The sequence below is a fragment of the Vibrio sp. 10N.247.310.98 genome (genome assembly GCF_041467395.1).
GTDB lineage: Bacteria > Pseudomonadota > Gammaproteobacteria > Enterobacterales > Vibrionaceae > Vibrio > Vibrio crassostreae_C.
In genome coordinates this window covers 14162-35843 of record NZ_JBFSUL010000037.1, presented here as the reverse complement: position 1 = coordinate 35843, position 21682 = coordinate 14162, and the positions used below count along the sequence as shown (strand labels likewise).

General features: G+C 46.1%; 24 protein-coding genes. 8 read left to right on the top strand and 16 right to left on the bottom strand.

The features are described from left to right. The first annotated feature begins 276 nt into the window (after nt 1-276). The 4 genes from AB6E78_RS14865 to rlmJ all read left to right on the top strand — a co-directional run bounded on the left by AB6E78_RS14865 (nt 277) and on the right by rlmJ (nt 4839). Nucleotides 277-741, top strand: coding sequence for a hypothetical protein (locus AB6E78_RS14865; RefSeq protein ID WP_029235281.1), 465 nt, complete (start codon nt 277-279; stop codon nt 739-741). A gap of 275 nt (nt 742-1016) precedes the next feature. Then, nucleotides 1017-2816: a protein translocase subunit SecD gene (gene secD, locus AB6E78_RS14860; protein ID WP_372133877.1), complete on the top strand. Its 1800-nt coding sequence runs from the start codon at nt 1017-1019 to the stop codon at nt 2814-2816. A gap of 2 nt (nt 2817-2818) precedes the next feature. Beyond that, nucleotides 2819-3772, top strand: a complete 954-nt coding sequence (secF, locus tag AB6E78_RS14855) for a protein translocase subunit SecF (protein WP_102320394.1) — start codon at nt 2819-2821, stop codon at nt 3770-3772. A gap of 200 nt (nt 3773-3972) precedes the next feature. Beyond that, nucleotides 3973-4839 carry a 23S rRNA (adenine(2030)-N(6))-methyltransferase RlmJ gene (gene rlmJ, locus AB6E78_RS14850; protein WP_122053278.1) on the top strand — a complete coding sequence of 289 codons (867 nt, stop codon included), beginning with the start codon at nt 3973-3975 and terminating at the stop codon, nt 4837-4839. A 303-nt stretch (nt 4840-5142) separates the two neighbouring features. Here rlmJ and AB6E78_RS14845 read toward each other — a convergent pair whose 3' ends face one another. The 3 genes from AB6E78_RS14845 to AB6E78_RS14835 form a co-directional block, all read right to left on the bottom strand. Continuing rightward, nucleotides 5143-6231, bottom strand: coding sequence for an alkene reductase (locus AB6E78_RS14845; protein ID WP_372133876.1), 1089 nt, complete (start codon nt 6229-6231; stop codon nt 5143-5145). A gap of 59 nt (nt 6232-6290) precedes the next feature. Next, entirely contained in the window at nt 6291-7529 is a 1239-nt protein-coding gene (locus AB6E78_RS14840) for an MFS transporter (RefSeq protein WP_372133875.1), read from the bottom strand. A 90-nt stretch (nt 7530-7619) separates the two neighbouring features. Continuing rightward, nucleotides 7620-8303 carry an SDR family oxidoreductase gene (locus AB6E78_RS14835; protein WP_372133874.1) on the bottom strand — a complete coding sequence of 228 codons (684 nt, stop codon included), beginning with the start codon at nt 8301-8303 and terminating at the stop codon, nt 7620-7622. Between the two features lie 173 nt (nt 8304-8476). Between AB6E78_RS14835 and AB6E78_RS14830 the strand changes: the two genes are divergently transcribed. The 4 genes from AB6E78_RS14830 to AB6E78_RS14815 all read left to right on the top strand — a co-directional run bounded on the left by AB6E78_RS14830 (nt 8477) and on the right by AB6E78_RS14815 (nt 10922). Continuing rightward, on the top strand, nt 8477-9406 hold the full coding sequence (locus AB6E78_RS14830; protein ID WP_372133873.1) for a LysR family transcriptional regulator: 930 nt from the start codon (nt 8477-8479) through the stop codon (nt 9404-9406). Between the two features lie 113 nt (nt 9407-9519). After that, nucleotides 9520-9912 carry a GFA family protein gene (locus tag AB6E78_RS14825; RefSeq protein WP_372133872.1) on the top strand — a complete coding sequence of 131 codons (393 nt, stop codon included), beginning with the start codon at nt 9520-9522 and terminating at the stop codon, nt 9910-9912. A gap of 28 nt (nt 9913-9940) precedes the next feature. Continuing rightward, nucleotides 9941-10408: an OsmC family protein gene (locus AB6E78_RS14820; RefSeq protein WP_017065091.1), complete on the top strand. Its 468-nt coding sequence runs from the start codon at nt 9941-9943 to the stop codon at nt 10406-10408. Nucleotides 10409-10577: 169 nt separating this feature from the next. Continuing rightward, entirely contained in the window at nt 10578-10922 is a 345-nt protein-coding gene (locus tag AB6E78_RS14815) for a ribosome recycling factor family protein (protein ID WP_017061272.1), read from the top strand. Between the two features lie 144 nt (nt 10923-11066). Here AB6E78_RS14815 and AB6E78_RS14810 read toward each other — a convergent pair whose 3' ends face one another. From AB6E78_RS14810 to AB6E78_RS14750, 13 genes are all read right to left on the bottom strand, one after another. Beyond that, a complete protein-coding gene (locus AB6E78_RS14810; protein WP_017061273.1) occupies nt 11067-11306 on the bottom strand; it encodes an RNA-binding protein in 240 nt (79 codons plus the stop codon). Between the two features lie 107 nt (nt 11307-11413). Further along, nucleotides 11414-12082, bottom strand: coding sequence for an SDR family NAD(P)-dependent oxidoreductase (locus AB6E78_RS14805; RefSeq protein ID WP_372133871.1), 669 nt, complete (start codon nt 12080-12082; stop codon nt 11414-11416). Nucleotides 12083-12386: 304 nt separating this feature from the next. After that, nucleotides 12387-12650, bottom strand: coding sequence for a hypothetical protein (locus AB6E78_RS14800; RefSeq protein WP_017061275.1), 264 nt, complete (start codon nt 12648-12650; stop codon nt 12387-12389). A 246-nt stretch (nt 12651-12896) separates the two neighbouring features. Next, on the bottom strand, nt 12897-13439 hold the full coding sequence (locus AB6E78_RS14795; RefSeq protein ID WP_017061276.1) for a DUF3833 domain-containing protein: 543 nt from the start codon (nt 13437-13439) through the stop codon (nt 12897-12899). Next, nucleotides 13436-14011: a chalcone isomerase family protein gene (locus AB6E78_RS14790; protein WP_372073645.1), complete on the bottom strand. Its 576-nt coding sequence runs from the start codon at nt 14009-14011 to the stop codon at nt 13436-13438. Before AB6E78_RS14790 ends, AB6E78_RS14795 begins: the two co-directional genes overlap by 4 nt. A 3-nt stretch (nt 14012-14014) precedes the next feature. Further along, nucleotides 14015-14536 carry a DUF2878 domain-containing protein gene (locus AB6E78_RS14785; RefSeq protein WP_017061278.1) on the bottom strand — a complete coding sequence of 174 codons (522 nt, stop codon included), beginning with the start codon at nt 14534-14536 and terminating at the stop codon, nt 14015-14017. Next, nucleotides 14514-15794 (bottom strand): cyclopropane-fatty-acyl-phospholipid synthase family protein, encoded by a 1281-nt coding sequence (locus AB6E78_RS14780; RefSeq protein WP_017061279.1) that lies wholly within the window; start codon nt 15792-15794, stop codon nt 14514-14516. The genes AB6E78_RS14785 and AB6E78_RS14780 overlap by 23 nt, the downstream gene beginning before the upstream one ends. Nucleotides 15795-15899: 105 nt before the next feature. Further along, nucleotides 15900-16706: a DUF1365 domain-containing protein gene (locus AB6E78_RS14775; protein ID WP_017061280.1), complete on the bottom strand. Its 807-nt coding sequence runs from the start codon at nt 16704-16706 to the stop codon at nt 15900-15902. Then, nucleotides 16703-17974, bottom strand: a complete 1272-nt coding sequence (locus AB6E78_RS14770) for an NAD(P)/FAD-dependent oxidoreductase (protein ID WP_017065088.1) — start codon at nt 17972-17974, stop codon at nt 16703-16705. Before AB6E78_RS14770 ends, AB6E78_RS14775 begins: the two co-directional genes overlap by 4 nt. 2 nt (nt 17975-17976) lie before the next feature. Next, on the bottom strand, nt 17977-18708 hold the full coding sequence (locus tag AB6E78_RS14765) for an SDR family NAD(P)-dependent oxidoreductase (protein WP_136974016.1): 732 nt from the start codon (nt 18706-18708) through the stop codon (nt 17977-17979). Next, entirely contained in the window at nt 18708-19139 is a 432-nt protein-coding gene (locus AB6E78_RS14760) for a nuclear transport factor 2 family protein (RefSeq protein ID WP_050647550.1), read from the bottom strand. Before AB6E78_RS14760 ends, AB6E78_RS14765 begins: the two co-directional genes overlap by 1 nt. A 14-nt stretch (nt 19140-19153) precedes the next feature. Beyond that, the gene (gene phrB / locus AB6E78_RS14755; RefSeq protein ID WP_372133870.1) at nt 19154-20569 is read right to left on the bottom strand and encodes a deoxyribodipyrimidine photo-lyase; all 1416 of its coding nucleotides are present in this window, start codon (nt 20567-20569) and stop codon (nt 19154-19156) included. Further along, the gene (locus AB6E78_RS14750) at nt 20566-21513 is read right to left on the bottom strand and encodes a DUF523 and DUF1722 domain-containing protein (RefSeq protein ID WP_017070215.1); all 948 of its coding nucleotides are present in this window, start codon (nt 21511-21513) and stop codon (nt 20566-20568) included. Before AB6E78_RS14750 ends, phrB begins: the two co-directional genes overlap by 4 nt. Between the last annotated feature and the right edge of the window lie 169 nt (nt 21514-21682).

Sequence of the window (21682 nt, the reverse complement as noted above, 5' to 3'; positions counted from 1 at the left end):
CTTGAAACCAACAGAAAGAGACAACTCAAAGCCAAGCGAGCACCGCTTGGCTTTCTTGTTTTCCCACCATTCATAACGTCTATGCCTCACCTGTTGTTAAGCCGTTTTAGATCTATGTAAATCTAAATTTTGAGATCGCTTAATCGGTTGCATCGTATCATTTTCTAAAAAAATGTTTTAAATCAAGACAGCGTTTCATTTGTATTGTAGATTGACGATCTACGAGAATGTTGTTTGGATATTAGATTGCTTAAACTGGGTACCCGATTAGTCTTAATGTTGTTTTTACTGAGCTTTGGCTTAGTGAATTCTAACGGCTATTCGTTTCCTTCTAAGCCATTTCAAATATACTCGGCTCAAGAGCAATCTTCACAGAATGATCTTTGTAAACAAGCTGATACGGATAATCCGTCGAGCTACTTAGAGTGCGATAAGGCTCAGTTTGGCACCGTGCCTTCTGGTGACAGTTCTAACTATCACGACACCGAATCAAGCCTTCAAGCAGCAAACTTCAGACGTATGCTCAGTAATGAGCAAGAAAGCGTGGCCGATCTTGAGCCTGCTTATCACCTACTGATCGACTTCTCTCCCCCTTCATTACTGGCTTCTCTGCTTTTCAACACACCATTGTTGGATTCCAAGCAGCACTGGACCAGCATTGTGAGTTCTCCGTCCTCCCGGCTTGCTGGGTGGAAAGAGGGCAACATCCAATACTCGCATTTCCGAGAACTTCTTAGCTAATCGTTTGACCCTAAATTGGTCGTATCGATGGTCACTTGTGCCCGTTGAACTCGCCAGTTAATCAAAACAAACATAGCGACATCAGCTTTAGCATCACTATCTTTCAATCAGCTTGTTCTGGTCGTGATTAGCCATCGCTCGTGTTCGCAAAATATTAGCTATACCAATCGTAGTAAATAACTGGTCACCCTAGCTGGTTAAAGCGCTCGATCACTGCTTTTTTCTGGTGCTATTTTTGAGCACGTATTTACGGTGATTGGTAGAAATAAGAGATCTTGACTGTGAAAAAACGCATTCCAAGAAAACAAATTAACCACTACTCAAAGTGGAAATACGTGGTACTTATCGCCACTATCATCATCATGGTTCTGAGTGCTTTACCGTCTTGGTATGGCGAAGATGCATCGGTTCAAATTAACAATCGTTCTGAACAGAGTATCGACGCGAGTCAAATTACCCAATACCTTGCGAGCGAAGGCATCCAAGCCAAATCTGCATTTCAAAAAGACAAACGTTTAGTCGTGATCTTAGAAGATGCTGAACAACAAGCGAAAGCCAAAGAGGTGCTGAATGAGCGCCTATTGGATAACGCGACGGTTGCACTAGCGATGGAGCCAGCAGCACCTAAATGGCTGACTGATATGGGCTTTGCACCTATTCAGCTAGGCCTTGACTTACGTGGTGGTGTGCAGTTCCTGTTAGAAGTGGACATGGAACCGGTTTACCACGCCCAAGCGCAATCTGTGGTCGATGAAATCACCAGCCAAGTGCGTTATGCACGCGGTAAAGTGGTGAATAACCAAGTTGAATTTAACTTCCGTACTGATGCCGATTTCGAGAAAGCACAAAAACTGATTCGTGAAGAGTTCCCACAATGGCAACGTGACCGTTCAGATAAATCGCTAACGTTAACTCAGTCTGAAGAAGAACAAAGAACGCTACGCAACCTAACGGTTCAACAAAACCTACAGATCATGCGCAGCCGTATTGAAGAGCTAGGCATCACTGAGGCATCGATTCAACGCCAAGGAGAAAGCCGTATCCGTATCGAATTACCGGGTGTACAAGACCCTGCAGCTGCGAAAGACGTGATTGGTGCTACGGCTTCATTAGCGTTCTACTCTGTGTACGACAACGCAACGCGCAATACTCAAACTCTGAAAGATTCAGATGGTAATCGCGTAGTGGTTGCTCGCAAAGCAGTGCTGAGCGGTGAACACATTATCGATGCACGCAGTGGCATTGGTGAAATGGGCAGTGCAGAAGTAAACATCACGCTTGATTCTTCTGGTGGTAAGAAAATGTCTGAGTTTTCTCGCCATAACATCGGCAAGCCAATGGCGACCGTTTACAGCGAATACAGCCGTGACAGAGCCGGTAACAGCGAAAAAACCAGTGAAGTGATCAGTGTGGCGAACATCCAATCTCAACTGGGTAGCCGTTTCAGAATCACAGGTGCAGGCAGCATGGCAGAAGCACAAGAGCTTGCTCTACTGCTACGTGCAGGTTCATTAACTGCGCCTGTTACCATCATTGAAGAGCGTACCATTGGCCCATCTCTGGGTGCTGAAAACGTAACGAATGGCTTTGCTGCTTTGGCTCTTGGCCTTGGTCTGACTCTCACGTTTATGGCGCTATGGTACCGCCGCCTTGGTTGGGTCGCGAACTGTGCATTGGTAGTTAACATGACCACGTTGTTTGGTTTGATTGCCTTGCTACCGGGTGCGGTGTTAACTCTGCCGGGTATTGCGGGCTTGGTACTGACCGTCGGTATGGCGGTAGACACTAACGTGCTTATCTTCGAGCGTATTCGAGACAAGATGAAAGAAGGGCGCAGCTTTGCTAGCTCTATCGATCGTGGTTTCGATAGCGCATTCTCGTCAATTTTCGATGCTAACGTCACCACCATGATCGTTGCTGTGGCTCTATACACCATTGGTAATGGACCGATTCAGGGCTTCGCTCTAACTCTAGGCTTAGGTCTTCTAACCAGTATGTTCACGGGCATTTTTGCTTCACGAGCGATCATCAATTTGGTTTGGGGGCGTGACCAACGCCACGATGTAAGGATTTAAGCATGAGTACTTCAAAAATGACTATTTCAGACCGCTATTTTTCAAATAGCTATATTTCGGATAAGAATATGACTCGCCTTCGTAAGGTGATGTCTGCGATATCTATTGTGCTGTTCATGAGCTCTGTGATGCTGGTGGCGGTGAAAGGTTTTAACTGGGGCTTGGACTTCACAGGTGGTGTGGTTGCCGAGGTTCAGCTCTCTGATCAAGTCACCAAAGATGCGTTAAAAACAAAACTTGATACGGCCTTCCAACAAGATGTGCAAGTGGTTGGTATGGCAGAACAGGATCGCTGGACAATCCGTTATAGCCAACTGACAGATGCCCCACAGCCAAACTTAGTGGATGCTTTGTCTTCTGTCAGCGACCAAGTAAAAGTGCTTAACAGCAGTGTGGTTGGCCCTCAAGTCGGTCAAGACATGGTTGACCAAGGTGGCTTAGCGGTATTGGTGTGTTTCCTAATGATCATGCTGTACCTGAGTGTACGTTTTGAATGGCGTTTAGCACTCGGCGCCCTAGCCGCAATCATCTATGACGTGACGCTTATCTTGGGTCTGTTCGCTTTTACTCAGTTCGAGTTCAACCTGACTGTGTTAGCGGCTGTGTTGGCGATTTTAGGTTATTCATTGAATGACTCGATCATCATTGCCGACCGTGTTCGTGAAATGCTGCGTGGTAATCCAAATGGTGACACTGATAACCTGCTTAACGAATCGGTTAAAGCGACCTTCTCACGCACCATGGTGACCTCAGGTACAACCCTAATCACCGTATCTGCGCTTTGGCTACTTGGTGGCGCTGCGCTGCAAGGTTTCGCGATTGCACTGGTTGTAGGTATTGTCAGCGGTACGTGGTCTTCAGTTTCAGTAGGTATCACACTGCCTAAGTTACTTGGTCTACAGCCTTGTCACTACCAAGTGAAAGCGCCGGTAGAAGTTGAGGGCGAGTACCGTTAGGTTATCTATTGGTTAACAGTACGACTTAGTCAGTAACGTCAATAAGCCCTTCGTTTATAACAAAACGAGGGGCTTTATTTTTTATAAGAGTCAAACAGTTACAGAAAAGAGAGCCTATTTCAAAAAACGATGGATTGAGCAGGCAAGCCCTCATGATATGAAGTATGTTTAGATGACGTTCGTAGAAATGAGGCAAGGGAATGGAATATCGACATCAATGTCATGTAGGCGACCATGGTGATGCGCTAAAGCATCCAGTATTGAGTGCACTTGTTCAGTCATTAATGCAGCAACATTCACGCCTCAATGTTATCGACACGCACTCTGGTACAGGGTGTTATGACCTCACTACTGCACCCAGTAATCATGCTGGTGAGTTTGCTGAGGGGGTCGGGTACTTGTGGCGCAATAAGGCTTATCTTCCTCCGGCATTCGCTTCTTTTATGTCGGTACTGGAATACTACAATCCGAATCAACTTATCTCTTTGTATCCGGGTTCTGCCGCCATCACTTACCAACAAGGTCGCAGCCAAGATAGTTTTTATTTTTCAGACATTCAGCAAGATGAAGCTGATTTACTGCAAACCAATATTGAGAAGTTACAATGTAACCTGGATATTTCAAGCAAGCTTACGATTAGCGCAGGTGATGGGCTTAAAGCGTTACCTGATGACGTAGCTAAACATGACAGCCACCATCTGATTGTTATCGATCCACCCTATGAAACCGATTCAGAATATCTCGCGGTGATTGATGCCTTAGTTAAGGCGTATCAGCAATCTGAGAAGGTATCAGCATTAATTTGGTACCCGCTTTACACGGATGATAAGAGCTCACTGATTTTGAACCACTGCGTGACAGCGGTGAAAGATGGTTTGCTACCAAGTCCGATCAAGTCGGAACTTCGCCTTCGAGATCCCAAGGGTGATGATCGCCTGATCGGCAGTGGTTTGCTGTTGTTCAATCCACCACAAGGCATTGCGGGAACGGTCGCAGATACGCTCGATTATTTACACAGCCAACTCGCGACTAATGGTGAAGGTTACTGGCAAATGAGAAGTTTATAGATCTGATTTTTATGGGTTTTATGATGGTTTTCTAGACATCACTCACTAAATCACTGTTACCTATGTGGTTTAAATTGACCAAACGCTAACTTTTATCGATTGATTAATTGCAGTGAATCATTTAAAAATAGAATATCAATGCGCACAAGTGCATAATGGCTCATAAGTTAAATAATTAGTCCCAGATTAATATCAGATTGTGGTTTACCCCCTAAACTGCATAAGGCTCGCACTAGTCACGCGAGCCTTTCTTTTGCCTGAAGGAAATGTTTCTAGTGATTAGAAACATTTCCTCCAAATTCACTACAATGCTGGGTAATCGGTATAGCCTTTTTCGTTGCCGCCGAACAGAGTGGCGCCGTCGAGATCGGATAGTTCGTTGCCGTTTTGTAGGCGTGATACGAGATCTGGGTTAGCTACGAATGGGCGACCAAATGCGACAAGGTCAGCGTAGCCTTTGCTTAACACTTCTTCGGCGCGTTCTGGTGTGTAGCTGCCGGCAACGATGATGGTGTTAGAGAACAAGGCTCTTAGCTCGACACGGAAGCTTTCAGGGATAATCGGTGCATCATCCCAGTCGGCTTCTGATAGGTGCAAGTAAGCGATGTCACGCGCTTGCAGCGCCTTTGATGCTTCTAAAATCGTTGGCACGATGTCTGGGCAGTTCATGTCTTTGAAGGTGATGAACGGAGCTAAACGAACACCCACCTTATCGGCACCAATCGCATCAATTACCGCATCCACGACTTCAATTAGAAAGCGAAGTCGGTTCTCACGACTGCCACCATAGTTGTCGGTGCGCTTATTTGAATTGGTTCTTAGGAATTGATCGATGAGGTAGCCATTACCACCGTGGATTTCCACTCCGTTGAACCCTGCCTCGACAGCTTTTTTCGCTGAGTTAGCAAAATCTTGAACAACACGATCGATGTCTGCTTGGGTCATCTCTCTTGGTTGGATGCAATCCACCATGTTGCCGTTACCATTCTCATCAGAGATCCAAACCTGCGTTTCTATTGGAGCTAATGCAGAAGGTGCAATCGGTAACTCGCCTTTTTGAAAGGTAGGGTGTGATACTCGGCCTACATGCCATAGCTGGCAGAATATCGCGGCACCTTGTGCTTTTGCTGCTGTTGTTACTGACTTCCAACCTTCGATTTGTGCATCGGTATAAACGCCGGGTGTGAATGAGTAACCTTGAGAGTCATCAGAGATCTGCGTTGCTTCCGTGATGATCAGCCCTGCACTTGCGCGTTGTTGGTAATAGGTTGCCATCATGTCGTTTGGCACGTTTCCAGGTTGGCTAGTACGAGCGCGTGTCATGGGTGCCATAACCACGCGGTTTTGTAGTGCTAGGCCTTTCAGTTCTGATGCTTCGAATAATTTGTTCATGGTTTCTACCTTGTTTTAATGCTGTGATCTTTCTTTTTGTATTGGGGCTATAAGTCGCGTTATTTGCTTTCTGCTGGGCTGAAAATAGAGTTGCTCTGTGGCTTTTCAGCTCGGTTAGCTTTGGCGATAAGTAGCAAGCCAATGACAGGGACAACAACGGCTGCGAATGGAATCATTCCAGCGCCTAACTGGCTGTCGAGTACCATGCCACCAAGGAATCCACCAAAGGCATTGGCTAAATTAAACGCTGAGATATTCGCGGTTGCTGCTAGCTCTTGGCCTTCGCCACCGTTGTTCATCACTCGAAGTTGCATGGCTGGAACGTTCGCAAATGATGCAATACCAAAGACAAATGCCGCTGCAACGAATAGGATTTTGTTGTCTACCACAAGGCCAACTACAGCCAATGACACGATCATTGCGACGGCCCAAAACATTGAAGCTTTGCCTAGGTTTTTATCTGAAGAGCGTCCGCCCAAGGTGTTACCGATGATTAAGCCGACACCCACAATCACTAAGATCCAAGTAACAGATTCTTGACCGTAGCCGGTGATGTGCATAGCGATTGGCGCAAGGTATCCGTAAAGCGTCATGAAGCCAGACCAAGCAAAAGCAGTGATTGCCAAGCTGATCAGCAGCATTGGGTTTTTGAACGCTAACAGCTGAGTTTTGATGTCTTTTGCTTCACTGTGACCAGTCGATTTGATTGACGTTAGAATAGAAATCATCGCAATCGTGCCAAGTGCAGCCACGGTAAAGAAAGTGGTGTGCCAGCCGAATTGCAAGCTAACCCAAGTTCCCGCTGGAACGCCAAGAACGTTAGCGACTGTTAGGCCTGCGAACATTTGGCCAACGGCACGACCTGCCATTTTTTCAGACACTAAGTTGGTTGCGACAACCGCACCGATGCCATAGAAAGGGCCTTGCACTAAGCCTGCGATCACACGGCTTGCCAGTAGAAGTGGATAGCTTGGCGCTAAGGCGGATAACACGTTGCCAATAATGAACAGTGCCATTAAGCCAATCAGCACTATCTTCTTATTAAAGCGCGCAAGGTAGATTGTTAAGATCGGGCCGCCGATAACGATAGCCAACGCGTAAGCACTGATAAGGTAGCCAGCTTGACCTTCTGTGATTGAAAGTGATGTGGCGATCTGTGGAAGAATGCCTGCGATAACAAACTCAGCCGTGCCGATTGCAAATGCAGCGAGTGTCAGTATCCAAACTTGGAATGGAATCTTTTCTTTATGGGTAGTTTCTTTATGGATAGTTTCTTGGTTGACGGTTTCTTGTTTCATGATGATCTACCTATGTAAATTCTTGTTTGTTAGGACGTGAGATACACGCCCTAACGATTGTTCTTTATGTCTTTGCTTCTTTGCGGAGTGTTAGCCGAGTAGAGCGCCGCCATCGATGTCGATGATTGACCCTGTGACGTATGGGTTATTAATTGCGAACAGGTAACCCATGGCTATCTCTGAAGGCTCGCCAACCTTGCCTGCGGGTAGGTTGTTTTTGGCGTTGTCGTACATGCTTGTACGAGCGGAATCGTCCATGTTTTTGTAGGCTTCCGTCATGGTTAAACCCGGGCTAACGGCATTGACTCGAATGGGTGATAGCTCTTTCGCCAGTATTTTGGTTACGCTTTCTAGTGCGGCGTTGATGGCGGTTTTTACGTAAGTACCAGCAACAACTTTGCGTGACAACATGCCAGTTGTGAAGGTGATAGAGCCGTTTGGCGTCATGTAGCGTGAGGCATGTTTTGCTACGTTTAAGCTGCCCCAAAACTTAGTGTCAAAAGCTGTCTTAGCGTCTGCGGTTGCTACGTCTGTTACTTTTCCTGCGGGAGCGGATGAGCCAGCCGTTACGACTAAGTGGTCAAACACGCCAATCGATTCGAAGTATTCACAAATTGACTTTTCATTGCTGATATTAAGGCCTGTATGTCGGCTAGCGACGTGCACTGTGTTGTTTTCGTTTCTCAATTTCATCGCGAGTGCCTTGCCGATACCTGATGTGCCACCAATGATGACGAAAGTGTGTTTCTCTTGTTTAGTCGATTCGTTAGTCATGCTCTGAATTCCTGCGTTGTTCTGTTGATGTTTGTCATTATATTTATTCGACTAAATTTGATAATTGGTTAAAATATAAATTCATTATTCGGTTAATCTGAATAGTGTCGCTGAGTATTCAGATCGAGCATTAAGATCGAGAAGTAAGACGAAGAGACGGAAGCGAGAATCGTATGGATAAGTTTTCAGATATGGCGATGTTCGTCAGTATTGTTAAGCATCACGGGTTAGCGGCGGCTGGGCGCGAACTGGGTTTATCACCTGCGACCATGACAGCAAGGCTTCAAGCGCTGGAAGAGCGATATGGTGTGAAGTTGTTGAATCGAAGTACGCGCCATGTGTCTTTAACCGACTCTGGCGAGCTGTATCACAAGGCGTGTCTGGAGATATTGGATAATGTCAGTGAGGCCGAAAACCTGATCCAAAATGGCGTCAAAGAGGTCAAAGGTCCACTCAAAATCGCCGCGCCGAAAGACATCGGAAAGCAGTACATTCTTCCGATTCTCTCTGAGTTCTGTCAGCAATATCCCGACGTGATCCCTTACCTCTACTTGAACGATAACCTCTCGAACATTGCTGAATCTGGCATGGATATCGTGGTCCGTTATGGTGAATTGGTCGACAGCAGTTTGATATCCAGACGCTTGTCACCAAGCCGACGTGTGCTGTGTGCTTCTCCTGGATATCTTGCCAAGCATGGGACACCGTTAACACCACAAGATTTGGTTGATCACGATTGTTTAGCTATGCTGCGCAGCAATGAAGAGCTCAAGACATGGCACTTCCAAGATCATGATATGAAGAAGTCGATTACTGTTGTTCCAAAGCGATTTTCAGACGATGGCGAAGTGATTCGCTACTGGGCATTAAAAGGCGAGGGCATTGCTCTTAAATCGGTACTGGATGTGCAAGGCGACATCAATAACCAGCGCCTTGTGACGCTGCTTAATGGCTACATGAAGAACTTCAACACCACGATGTCGGTGTCGAGTGCCGATTTGAATGTGGTGTACATCAGCAAGAAATATCAGCCCAAGCGTATCCGGTTGTTTCTTGATTTCTTGTTTGAGCGGTTTGGCGATTTGGTTGAAAAGTCTAGTTAGATTAGCCGAGAAGCAGCGCATGACAGATCTCTCGAACTCAACACCCGGGTACGGACAGAGAACATTGAACTGGTTATGATACGACCAACATAAGGATGTGATTGGAGAGAAAAATGAAAGTCGTCGGAGATACGGTTATCCAACCTTTTCTCAAGGCAACCTGCCATTGCGGTGCGGTTGAACTAGAGTTCAGCTTACCTAACGGGATAGAAAAACCACGCCGCTGTGATTGCTCTATCTGTCGTCGCAGGGGAGCGATTGTGGGCTCTGTTGCACTGGACGGCATCAAGATCCTCAAAGGTGCGGAGCATCTCAAGCTTTATCAATTCAATACCAACACCGCAAAGCATTATTTCTGCTCAAACTGCGGCATCTATACCCATCATCAACGCCGTTCTAGCCCAAATGAATACGGTTTTAACATCGGCTGTTTGGAAGGGGTAAACCCTTTTGATATTGGTGATGTGGTGACCAACGATGGTGTCAATCATCCAGCTGATCGTTAATTTATTGAGCATAAAAAAGGAAGGAATTATGTCTGAATACGGAGCGATCATTCGCTGGAAAAAAGCAGAAGATGAAGTCTTTAGCGACAATCAATACAGTCGAGGTCATACGTGGGAGTTCGATGGTGGTGTCACTGTGCCTGCTTCGTCCTCTCCACATGTTGTGCCACTGCCGTTTTCGGTGGAAGCGAATGTTGATCCAGAAGAAGCGTTTATCGCGGCACTTTCTAGCTGCCATATGCTGACGTTTTTGGGCATTGCCGCAAAGCAGAAGTACGTGATCGACTCCTATGTCGATGATGCGATTGGTGTGTTGGAAGAAGATGAATCTGGCCGCTCATCGGTCACTAAGGTGACTCTGCGCCCTAAAATTGTGTTTTTAGGTACCAAAAAGCCCACCGCCAAGCAGCTCGACAAACTGCACCACTTGGCGCACAAAAACTGCTTTATCGCGAACTCGGTAAAAACGGACATTGTGGTAGAAACTAAAGCGTAAACCACACACGTTAACATCCAAAAACCGCGAGGTTGCTTAGTGCATCACTGGCGGTTTTTTTGTGTCTGTGTAATCCTACGTACGGTTTTAATTGAGTGACAGTTAGAAAGTTTTGAGAGATAGGTAGAGAGCTCTTGAATGGTAGGAATAGATTGATTAGCAGAGAGTTATGTTTAGCGTCCCATTGAATAGTTTTGTACATCGTGTGAGTGATAAAAGCCAAGTGATGGTGAATGCTGCGGAATGTGGATGTCAGTTGAAACGAGTTCGTCGTTCGCGTAATTGGCTGTTGGTCGCTCAAGAGTATCAACTCGTTGAATTTAAAACGATGTTAACCCATGAAAAAGACGGTTGGATAGCAATTGCAATCGACAAAGTGCTGCCTAAACCCGTGGTGTGTTTGGCATCTCTGTTGGCCGCTACACCTTCAATGACTGTGGCTCAGCTGGTGATGGAATCTGGATGTTCAATGGCCGAAGCAAGACGTGCTATTGATGAACATGAAGGTCTGTAGGCGTATTCAAATCGTGTGAAAAGAGAATTGCGAGCAGCAAAAAGCCCGTAACGATATTGCGCTGGAAAACGTCATATCGTTACGGGCTTTATCATCTGTGCTGCTGTTAAGCTAAGCCATGCGGCTGATGAAGCATTGAATCGATTAAGAGTTCGCTACTTTTACACGAATCGTGTTTTTGCCAAGCTTTGACAAGTTCAGCTTGTTTAGTGCCGCTTTAGCTTCTTCTTGCTCTGGCATTTCAACAAAAGCGAAGCCTTTTGAGTCGCCAGTTTCTTGGTCTAAAACTAGGCTGCACTCTTTTACTGAGCCAAACTCAGAAAATAGCACACGGATGTCTTGCTCAGAGGTAGAGCGCGATAGGTTACGAACTAGAAGTTTCATAATAAACCTTGAATATGAATTTACGCCGAGCATTGTCGCACACTTTCATGCTCACCCTCACAAATAATTGTCTCGCGGCTCTATTTCCTTGTAGCTCTATCTAAGCACTAGCCGCGGTTTATCGTGATGTCTGATACGAAGCCATGCTCTGTGCTGGTCAACGCCTGTTGTAGCATCTGAGCGGCTTCTTGCGCGGTCATAAAGCTCGAGGTATCCATGTCTTTACCGCTTGTATTCCAAAACTCGGTCGCCATTCCTCCAGGGTAAACCGCCACGATTTTCATCGGGTGACCTTTTAGCTCCAACCTCACCGATTCGATAAAGCCTTTCACGGCCCATTTTGCCGCGCAGTAGGTGGACTCTTCCGCTTTAGCACCTTGGGCCGCCGTCGACATCACCACTGCAATGGTGACCGATTGATCTTTGTAGCGCTGCACAAGCTCGCGAATCAAAAAGATCGAAGACTCAATATTGTTCTTCAGCATGTCGCTGATGATGGTTGGATCTTGCTGTTCTATCTTACCGAAGTACCCACTGCCAACGCTGTGGATCACCAGCTTCGGCATTTCAGGTAACGCATCCAATAACTCGCTCACTGAGTGCGGGTCACAGAGATCACACGCTTGGCTAATGGTATTCGCCGGTAGGCCTTGCGCCACTTCTGCTAAACGTTGTGCATTGCGACCTGTAATGGCTACGCGCTGAGCGTCGGCGTTAGCATATTGTTTCGCGAGAGCTGCGCCTAAACCGCTGCTTGATCCGGTAATTAAAATCATACTGTCTTCAATTTGTAGAGTTGATTCGAGATAGTAAGGGGCTAGGCTAAGATTTTCTGAGATCTATGGCTAAAGTTGATCGATAGCCTGGTTGATAGGTTGATAGGTTGATAGGTTGATAGGTTGATAGGTTGATAGGTTAATAGCTTGGGTGATCGGTCGAGCGGTAAGGCTGAGCTAAGAAAGTGGGGGAAAGCCGTTAAGAATCGACGGGTTTGGTCAGAAATAACACAGCCAAAAAGTAGCAGAACTAACAAGTAAAAGCGCCGGCATAGAGCCAGCGCTTTTGAGTAATCATAAGTGATTATTCGTCGTCGAACTGTTTGATCGTGAACGCGTCTTCGATTCGGTTAAGCTCTTCTTGTTCTTTCACTCGCTTCTCTTCTTGCAGAGTCGCTCTCGTTTCGTTGAAACGTTTTTTCTCTGACTTAGTCAGGAATTTTACAGCTTTTTTGTTGGTCAGTGCGTAAGCAACTACGTCTTCACCTTTTTCTCTGCGGTCGTTTACGCGTTGTGAGAAACGTTCATTGTCGCGAGCTTTACGCTCCGCTGAGGTCAACTTGCTCATGCTTTAAAGCCTTTTCAATTATTCATGGTAGGGAATCTACGCTTAGCGAAACAAATGGGGACTGCTTAGTGTCAGTCTAGTCCATTTGTATGCTGGTGGCGCATCTTAGCACAATGGCTTGAGCATGCAGGTATGCTATTCGAGGGATCAAACAAAACAGCCCACAATTTTCGTTGTGGGCTGTTTTGTTACGTACTGTAGATGTAGTCATCGTTTTAAAACTAAGAATCAGAAACGGCAGTTACATCAAATCTTCTCGATGTATAAGATGACCTCTCCGACTTTAAAGCCAAACTTAGACATCTCAGTCTTGTTGAACAAGCGTTTATCGTCCATTAAGAACATCCAATCATCGAGCACCACTTCATAGGTGCTGCCGTCTACTTCAATTTCTAGATCATATTTCCAATACAGCGCAGAACCTTGGGTTTCACCATAAGCGGTTCCGACGACATCGTTGGCAGTCCCAGAATAGGTGTTTTCGCCCGTTTTGATCAGATTCCAAACGCGAGTTGAGCGCTCGCCATCAGCAAAAGAGAACCACTCTTTTATTTCTCCGTTGTCACCGTCCCAAGTCGCGATCAGTTTGGCATCAAAGCGGCGCAGTAAGTTACCAGAGCGGTCTAGCACCATGCCGTAGGCCATTAGCTCGCCATTAAAAAAGGTTTCAAGCTTGAGCTCTGGCGTTGTGTCGACATGGTCTTCTAAACTTGCAGAGCCACAGCCCACTAGCCAAGTGAGTGAAAAAAATGCCAGAGCAAATTTTATTATTGTTGTTTTTGGATTCATTTGTTCAAACCTAAAAGTTGTTTACGAAGACCGGGTTCAGAGGTGTTTTCAGACAACCAAATCGCTAGAAAGGCTTCACCAAATTGCTTGTCTTGGATGGTGCCGATCGGTTGTTCATCGAAATAAAAACGACTTACGTTATCTTCAGCGACACGAATCGTGAGTGTGCTTCCTTCTTCCACGTTCGGCCACATCGCGTACAAGGGTTTCAACCAACGTTGAATGTTGCTGTCAGAGTAGCCAAGCTTGTTCCACTGATCTTCGGTAGCGTCTACGAGGTCTTTGCTATCGATAGAGCGGTAATACTCAAGCTTCAAAGCTCGTTCGGAATTGGTTGGAGTCGCGTAGAATTCTGCCGAGTAGAGAGTCCAAAACAGGTAACTCATTTCACCCTCACCACGTTTGGTCAGATCATCGACAGCAGAGGCTCTAGCGTGTCCGGCAAATAACAGCGCAGCAAAGATTAACGGGAGAGTAATAAAGCTTAGAAGTGTGTTTTTTGCTTGCTGATGAGCGCGAACAATACCTCGCTCAGGTTTGAACGTTTGTGTCGGGTTGCGTGGATAAGCCATAAGTCACCTCGTTATTGCCATTTTAGGTTGTATTAAGTTGGAGTAGGCGGCCACCAGTAAGGGCAACAAAATCCCCCAACTTATTGCAAGGGCAGCAACTACCGATGCATCTGGCCAAGTAGTAAGAAGAGCACCTGCTTTGATGCCTCCCCAATAACTACTAGTACCTGCTACGAACCCTATGACAAACAAGATCACTTTCGAGCATTTTAAAAGCCAATTTAGGCTGTGGTTAAAACTGATTAAGAACATGATCCACAGGCAGACAAGCCACACCGGGAACCACGATTGATTCGCAATTTCAGAGTCGACGGCAAACACGCCGAAGTGGAGTAAGAGGCTATCAAGCAATAGCCCCAATGGTAATAAAATGAGTATCTTCAAATCGCTACTGCGAGTCGGTGATAGAAGGAAGTGAACCACTACAATCAGTGGTGTGACGAACGGGGCTTGCGCGGTAAAGAAAGCACTGCAAACCCAGGTCGCTTGAAACAGTACGAGATTAATAATCCAAAACCGCTTCATCTTTTTCTCCAAAGTAACGAGGTTTTCTTGCGACTACATGATGAGTGCTAATCACGCGCTCTTTGAAGGCGCCTTCACAGTAGCAGAAGTAGAAGGTCCATAAGCGTTTAAACTCTTCTGAATAGCCGAGAGACTCTAGCTCTTCCCAACTATTTTCAAAGGCGATGTTCCAATCATTCAGCGTTCGAGCGTAGTGCAGGCCAATGTCATCAATTTCTTGAACCACAAGGTCGGTGCTGGTCGCAAGGTGTTGGGTCATCACTGAAACAGAAGGTAGGCAACCGCCGGGGAAGATGTACTTCTGAATAAAGTCGACACCTTTACGGTATTTGTCGTAACGGCTGTCAGCAATAGTAATTGCTTGAATCAGCATCTTGCCTGAGGGCTTAAGTAGCGAGGAACATTTTTCAAAGAAGGTTTGTAGATACTCATGTCCGACCGCCTCTATCATCTCGATCGAAACCAACTTGTCATACTCACCAGTGAGATTGCGATAATCCTCTTTGAGCAGGGTGATTTTGTCGGTTAAACCAAGCGCTTTTACTCTCTGTTCAGCAAGTGCATGTTGGGCATCTGAGATCGTGGTAGTGGTGACGTGGCAACCGTAGTGTTGCGCCATGAAGATGGCTAAGCCGCCCCACCCTGTGCCTATCTCGACCACGCTATCTTTCTCAGACAGTTCTAGTCGCTCACAGATGGTTTTCATTTTGTTTTGTTGAGCCTTCGACAAGGTTTCTGCGTCTTCGCTGTAGATTGCGGAAGAGTATTGCATTGAGCTGTCTAAGAAGCGCTCATACAGCTCGTTGCCAATATCGTAGTGGGCGAGAATGTTGCGCTTAGAGCCTTGCTCGGTGTTGGCATTCTTACGGCGCAGCAATAGGTTTTTGATGCGAGAAATCCATTGTGTCTTGTCATCAAGCTCATCCAATTGGGCTTGGTTACGAGCCATGATTTGAATCACACGCGTGAGGTTTGGGCTGGTCCATTTACCATCGATGTATGCTTCAGATGCGCCGATACTGCCGTTGATGACCACATCTCTAAAAAAGGTCGCATCATGAATCACGATTCGACCTTTCAAGTCTGCTTCTCGATCACCGAACACCGAATGCTGGTCGCGCTCAATGATCTCGAGCGTCGCGAATTGCAGGCTTTCTAACACCTTGAAGATTAAAGCTCGATATTTACAGTTGCTTGAAACAGCAACGGCTTTAGCTTGTTGTTCAATATTGTTGTTTTGTTTGGCAAGCTGTTCCATGTAAACCTCGCTGATAACTCATTCTAATATTTTGTGCCAACTAAGCTGAGTTCTGCTCCTTGATTGGAGCGAACCCAAGCTTCAATTGAGTTCTTTCATGTGCGCTTAAGACGTTGAGTCTGGATGCGCCACAAACGGTACTTTTTTCAGGAATAATTTGAGAGCCTGATAATAAATTCCCATCACGACTTTTATCGTCATCGCCGGAATCTTGAATACCGTTCGTCTAATGTTTGTCTTGGTTACTGACTGCTTCGTCAGAGCCAGTGTCGCATCGAAAAGCTTGTCGTCTCGGCGGCTTTCGATGTGAACTAACGTGCGTTTCGCTGGTGGCTTAATCTTCCAAAAATAAGTCATGTTCAAATCCATGAACGGCGAAACGTGAAACTCTTTTTTTACCTTCAATTCTTGGTGCATGTCGATGAGATAGTAGTGTCTTTCTCGCCAAGGCGTGTTACTCACCTCAGCCAACATGTACTTACAGTCTCCAGTTTCGTCATAACAGAAGAAACAGTTGATTGGGCTGAAGTAGATGCCTAAACAGCGGCACTGAGCCAGCATCGTCACACGGTTTGAATCAGACCAAACCCCACCAAGTTGTTGCACTTTGGAAGCTATACGTTGCTTAAGTGATTTTGGTTCATCCGTGGTGACATTTTCTTTTTTTTCAGCGAGATAATCCGATTCGACAAAGCGAATCGGGTTGTACCAACGAGTTCCGAACAGCGCACTGCGCGCTGTGGTTTGGGGCAGCTCATCAAGATCTAACCCCATCATATACAGCTGATAGCTGAACTCATGAGTGATGTCGCCAAAGCGGCGATGTCTGACGTTACCCCAATAGATACCGCTGAGCTCTTCACTCTTTTCGGATGCGATCCCCATCTCGGGTGTCAGGGTTTGACTGTTCATAGCGCGGAACTCGTACTCAAATCTAAACCGAAGCGTTTGGTCACATCGAGTGCACTGTGGACACCGTCTTCATGGAAGCCGTTATACCAATAAGCGCCAGCAAAGTGCGTCTGGTTTTTGCCACAGATTTGCTCACGCTTGTGCTGAGCTTCGACCGTGTTCGAATTAAGTACCGGGTGATGATAAACAAAGCTGCGAATAATTTTTTCTGGGTCGATGGCTTCGCTTTGATTCAAGGTGACACAGAAGGTGTCTTGGCTTTCGATGCCTTGCAGAATGTTCATGTTGTACGTGACACAGGCAGGTCGTTTACTGTCGCCATCTAACATGTAGTTCCAGCTTGCCCAAGCCAGTTTTCTGTCTGGTAACAAGCGAGTATCGGTGTGCAGAACCACTTCATTGCGGCTGTATGGGATCTCGCCCAGTACCTGTTGCTCTTGTTCTGTTGCATCACCAAGCAAGCGTAAGGCTTGGTCTGAGTGGCAAGCAAAGATTACTTCGTCGAAGTCTTGTGCGCTGCCATCTTCAAATTCAATCGTGACGCCTGTTTCTTGGCGAGTCACTTGTTTAATCGATGTATTGAGTGCAACGGGTTTGTTTAAGCGTGAAAGGATGATTTCAACATAAGAACGCGATCCCTTTGGAATCACATACCACTGAGGACGGTTCGCGATATCGAGCAATCCGTGGTTGTAGAAAAACTGGATGAAGAACTTGAGCTCAAACTCTTCCATCTCTTCCAAGCTTGTCGACCAAATCGCCGCGCCCATCGGTAGGATATAGTGCTGACTGAAAAAGTCGGAAAATTGATTATCGCGTAGGAAGCTGCCGAGGGTAACGTCTGGTGTGAATTCATTGCTTTCAAACTGAGCCTTACACAGCTTGTTGAACTTGAGAATGTCAGACACTAAAGACCAGAACTGAGGTTTGAAGATGTTGCTCCTCTGCGCGAACAACGAATTAATGCTGTGGCCGTTGTACTCGAACTTAGTGGTGGTGTTGTGGACGCTGAAGCTCATCTCAGTCGGTTGCCTTTCGACACCGAGTTGTTCTAGAAGCTGATTGAAATTCGGGTAGGTTCGATCGTTGAATACGATGAAACCTGTATCTATCGAAAACGCCGAGCCTTGATGTTCAATATCAACGGTCGCGGTGTGGCCCCCAACGTAATCGTTCTTTTCGAATACTGTTACGTCGTGGTGCTTATCTAATATATGCGCGCAAGTGAGTCCAGAGATACCTGAACCAATAATGGCGATTTTCTTCATTGTTATACCATCCTTGAAGCGAGTTTTTGCCAAACTGGAGTTGGAAGCATTCTTAGTAGCTTCATCAACATGATGAATCGTCTTGGGAAATCAATTTCACTCTTTCCTTGAGCGATACCATTTACGATTCGCTGAGTTGCGGCCTCACTACTAATAATCATAGGCATAGAGAACGTATTTCGCTCGGTTAATGGCGTTTCAACAAAGCCAGGGTGCACAATTGAGACATGAATGTTGTGCGTTGCCAGATCAACCGAAAGTGTTCTGCCTAAGTAGGTGAGGGCTGCCTTTGAAGCGCCATAAGCCTCGGCTCTTGGCAAAGGTAAAAAGCTGGCGCTGGAGCTGACTAAAACCAAACGGCCGCCGGGCTTGATGTTTTTTAACCAAGCTTTAAGGGCGTAGCCAATTGAAATTAGGTTTATGTTGATGACGCGCTCAAAAAGCTCGGCATCAAAATTCACTGGGTCGTCGATGTACTCACAATCACCCGCATTTAAAATCAGCAGATCGAGCGGCTTGTCTTGGTCGAGTTCTGGAAAGTTGTGGTAATCAGTCAGATCGAAACAGAGCGGTGTAATTGATGAATGCGCGATGTCTGTATCGTGAGAATCAACTAAGGCTTGCAGTTTGTCTGGATTGCGGCCACAAGCAATCACCTGATGCCCTTGCTGAGCGTAATCTTTAGCTAGGGATTGGCCGATACCTGAGGTCGCGCCTGTAATCATAATATGCATTATCGACTCGCTCTCTTTTTGATGGATTTTATCGCGCAGCCCAGTACTGGAATGTGTTCATACAACATAGAACCGACGTCGAGGTAGTCTCTGTGGTAAATCACTTGACCGTCGAGCATCTTGAGATGGCTGTGTCCTTGTACTTCGATTGGCTTTTGCCCATTTAATTGCTTGTGAGCAAACTGCATCGTCCAGTAAACGGAAGCTTCGTCGTTCGCTTCGAAAGTGTGTTCGATATGAAAGTAACAGCTGGTTACTTGGGTGTAGAGGTTCTCGAAGTAGTGCGTAAGCGCCGAAATACCGCTGACATGATGCAGCGGATCTTGGAATTCAATATCAGGGTGATAAACCGTCTTAAGCACGTCGAAATTGTCGGTTCCGAGTTCTCGATACATGTTGAGAAAGTTATCAAGCCATAGAGAGTTATCCATAATATTCACTCTAATTATTTGAAGAAGGCTAAGGCTCTCAATCGTGCTTCTTTATGCTCAACGATGGGTTGCCAGTATTCGCTGTCTATTCCGTTTTTAGCGATAAAGTCATGTGGGAAATGTACATGCTTATCTGGGATATTTTGCAGCTCTGGTATGTACTTACGAATAAAAATTCCTTTTGGATCAAACTTTTCACTCTGAGTGATTGGATTGAAAATTCGGAAGTAAGGTTGAGCATCACAGCCAGTACTTGAAGCCCACTGCCAGCCACCATTGTTGGCGCTAAAGTCTCCGTCGATAAGGTGCGACATAAAGAAACGCTCGCCCCAACGCCAGTCAATAAGCAGGTGCTTGGTTAGGAAGCTTGCCACCACCATTCTTAGTCTGTTGTGCATCCAGCCCGTTTCAACCAGTTGACGCATTGCGGCATCAACCAATGGATATCCTGTTTTTCCTTCGCACCAAGCTTTGAAGCTAGGATGATCGTGATACCAATCTAAACCATTGTATTTTTGCTGAAAGTTAGCACCTTTGACCAGTTTAGGGTGGTGGAACATCAAATGCTTATAAAAATCTCGCCAAATCAATTCATTGAGCCAACAAAAGGCCGGTAATTGCGTATCAAATAACAGATCGGGTTGCTGCTGAATCAATTGAATCGCTAACCAACGTGGGCTCACGGCGCCAATCGCTAAATAAGGTGATAGCCCCGATGTTCCTTTAACTGAGGGAATATCTCTCAGACGTGCGTAGTCGTTGACTTTATTGCCTAAGAAATTGGGGATCACATTGCCCAATACATCTTGGCTTAATGGCCAGCGACTCGAATCAACACGCGGAAAATCGAAATCATAGTCAGCAGAGATGGTTAAGGCTTGTAAGTCGTCAGGAAGCTGTGTTTGTGAACGTTCAGCTGACTCGACAGGAGCTGGACTGCAGATGATGCCTTTCACCTGAACTTCTTTTAACCAAGCGTTCTTAAAGGGCGTAAAGACTTTGAACATCTCGCCTTGTTTGTTGAGAACGCTACCGAGTGGCAGCATAACGTCACAATCGCTGATCTTCAGGTTTAGGCCGCTTGAAATCAGCTTTTTATCGCGAGCTTGTTCATCGACCTCTGGTTCAGAGTTAGCGTAGACGCACTTGGCATCAAGCTGCTGGCATAGATCGATGAGTTGATTGGATTGGTCGTCAAAATCGGTCGCTTTTAGGTGAAGCAACGTTATCCCGAATTCAGCGAGCTGGGAATCGAGTTGTTTTAGATGACGATAGATGAAATCAGCTTTGATTGGCGCAAGGTGGTGCTGCTGCCACGTTTGAGGAGTTGAAATGAAAACGGCGATTGTTACGCCGTTTTCAACTGCCGAGACGAGCGCTGGGTTATCGTGAATCCGCAGGTCTCGTCGTATCCATAGTATGTCGCTCAATATCCGTATCTCAGTTTAAGTTCTTGAGGGTGCGGGTTTAGGTAAACCTGTGATTCTAGGTATTCGTTCGGGTATTCCATCAGGTAGTGATTTATCAGTGTCAGCGGCACTAACAGTGGGATAACACCTTCTCGAAAAGCTGCAATTTGGTTGGTCAACTCTTGTTTGTGGGCGCTACTCAGTTGTTTCTTAAAGTAACCCTGCAAATGATGCAGCGTATTGGCGTGACTCCCTCGATTCGCGTGATGTGACAATGCTGTCATCAAGCCCTCGATGTATTGAGCCGCCAATTCGTCGATTTCTAAGTCATTACCCGCTAGCAGTTTGCCTAAGCTTTTGTAACCCTCAACGTGGTGACACATGACGAGGTACTTGTGGGCGCTGTGGAACTGAATCAGTTTGTGTTTGGTCACACCTTCATCCACAAGATCGAGCCATTTTTGGTATGTGAACACTCGAGTCATGAAGTTTTCACGCAAAATGGGATCGTTAAGGCGGCCGTTTTCTTCAACGGGGAGTAACGGGTTACCGTCCATAATTTGTTGGGTGAACATGCCTACGCCTGTCGATTCAGAGCCGCGACCATGGTGGTGGTACACCTTCACGCGCTCCATACCGCAGGTTGGGCTTTTTTGACACACAATAAAGCCAGCAATGTGTTGGTTTTTCTTTGAGTAGTTTTGACCGAACTCGATCAGTTCGTTGGTCACATCACCTGAGCCATCAGGGCGAGAAACATGGATGATGTCATCTAGCATTCTTGTTTGACGAATGGTTGGACGAGGGGTTGGAAGACCAACAGCCATCTCTGGGCAAACAGGTTCCAATTCCACGTAGTCTGCTAGGTCGTCTGTACAAAAACGAGAGCGTTTATGACCTGTGTCGAAACGTACTTTGTGTCCAGCAACACATGCACTGATACCGATTTTGATTTTCTTTTCCATTGGCCAACTCCTTTGCTCTTGCTCTGAGCTTTTTCTTATAGTTCAACATTGCTAATCGTACTTACAGAGCTGGGTGTGTTTTTACTTTGACACCGTAGTTGTTTTTATTCAGATGTATTGACGATATACAGGATAGCTTCATGCCATCCTGTATATTTATAGCGTGCAA

Excerpts from the sequence above, each read along its gene's own strand:
- AB6E78_RS14775 (WP_017061280.1), bottom strand. The coding sequence starts at position 16,706 with ATGAACAGTCAAACCCTGACACCCGAGATGGGGATCGCATCCGAAAAG.
- AB6E78_RS14800 (WP_017061275.1), bottom strand. The coding sequence starts at position 12,650 with ATGAGCAAGTTGACCTCAGCGGAGCGTAAAGCTCGCGACAATGAACGT.
- AB6E78_RS14845 (WP_372133876.1), bottom strand. The coding sequence starts at position 6,231 with ATGAACAAATTATTCGAAGCATCAGAACTGAAAGGCCTAGCACTACAA.
- AB6E78_RS14780 (WP_017061279.1), bottom strand. The coding sequence starts at position 15,794 with ATGGAACAGCTTGCCAAACAAAACAACAATATTGAACAACAAGCTAAA.
- AB6E78_RS14865 (WP_029235281.1), top strand. The coding sequence starts at position 277 with ATGTTGTTTTTACTGAGCTTTGGCTTAGTGAATTCTAACGGCTATTCG.
- AB6E78_RS14795 (WP_017061276.1), bottom strand. The coding sequence starts at position 13,439 with ATGAATCCAAAAACAACAATAATAAAATTTGCTCTGGCATTTTTTTCA.
- AB6E78_RS14770 (WP_017065088.1), bottom strand. The coding sequence starts at position 17,974 with ATGAAGAAAATCGCCATTATTGGTTCAGGTATCTCTGGACTCACTTGC.
- AB6E78_RS14820 (WP_017065091.1), top strand. The coding sequence starts at position 9,941 with ATGTCTGAATACGGAGCGATCATTCGCTGGAAAAAAGCAGAAGATGAA.
- AB6E78_RS14760 (WP_050647550.1), bottom strand. The coding sequence starts at position 19,139 with ATGGATAACTCTCTATGGCTTGATAACTTTCTCAACATGTATCGAGAA.
- AB6E78_RS14830 (WP_372133873.1), top strand. The coding sequence starts at position 8,477 with ATGGATAAGTTTTCAGATATGGCGATGTTCGTCAGTATTGTTAAGCAT.
- AB6E78_RS14785 (WP_017061278.1), bottom strand. The coding sequence starts at position 14,536 with ATGAAGCGGTTTTGGATTATTAATCTCGTACTGTTTCAAGCGACCTGG.
- AB6E78_RS14815 (WP_017061272.1), top strand. The coding sequence starts at position 10,578 with ATGTTTAGCGTCCCATTGAATAGTTTTGTACATCGTGTGAGTGATAAA.
- secF (WP_102320394.1), top strand. The coding sequence starts at position 2,819 with ATGAGTACTTCAAAAATGACTATTTCAGACCGCTATTTTTCAAATAGC.
- AB6E78_RS14805 (WP_372133871.1), bottom strand. The coding sequence starts at position 12,082 with ATGATTTTAATTACCGGATCAAGCAGCGGTTTAGGCGCAGCTCTCGCG.
- AB6E78_RS14750 (WP_017070215.1), bottom strand. The coding sequence starts at position 21,513 with ATGGAAAAGAAAATCAAAATCGGTATCAGTGCATGTGTTGCTGGACAC.
- AB6E78_RS14840 (WP_372133875.1), bottom strand. The coding sequence starts at position 7,529 with ATGAAACAAGAAACCGTCAACCAAGAAACTATCCATAAAGAAACTACC.
- AB6E78_RS14765 (WP_136974016.1), bottom strand. The coding sequence starts at position 18,708 with ATGCATATTATGATTACAGGCGCGACCTCAGGTATCGGCCAATCCCTA.
- AB6E78_RS14790 (WP_372073645.1), bottom strand. The coding sequence starts at position 14,011 with ATGGCTTATCCACGCAACCCGACACAAACGTTCAAACCTGAGCGAGGT.
- AB6E78_RS14835 (WP_372133874.1), bottom strand. The coding sequence starts at position 8,303 with ATGACTAACGAATCGACTAAACAAGAGAAACACACTTTCGTCATCATT.
- AB6E78_RS14810 (WP_017061273.1), bottom strand. The coding sequence starts at position 11,306 with ATGAAACTTCTAGTTCGTAACCTATCGCGCTCTACCTCTGAGCAAGAC.
- AB6E78_RS14825 (WP_372133872.1), top strand. The coding sequence starts at position 9,520 with ATGAAAGTCGTCGGAGATACGGTTATCCAACCTTTTCTCAAGGCAACC.
- rlmJ (WP_122053278.1), top strand. The coding sequence starts at position 3,973 with ATGGAATATCGACATCAATGTCATGTAGGCGACCATGGTGATGCGCTA.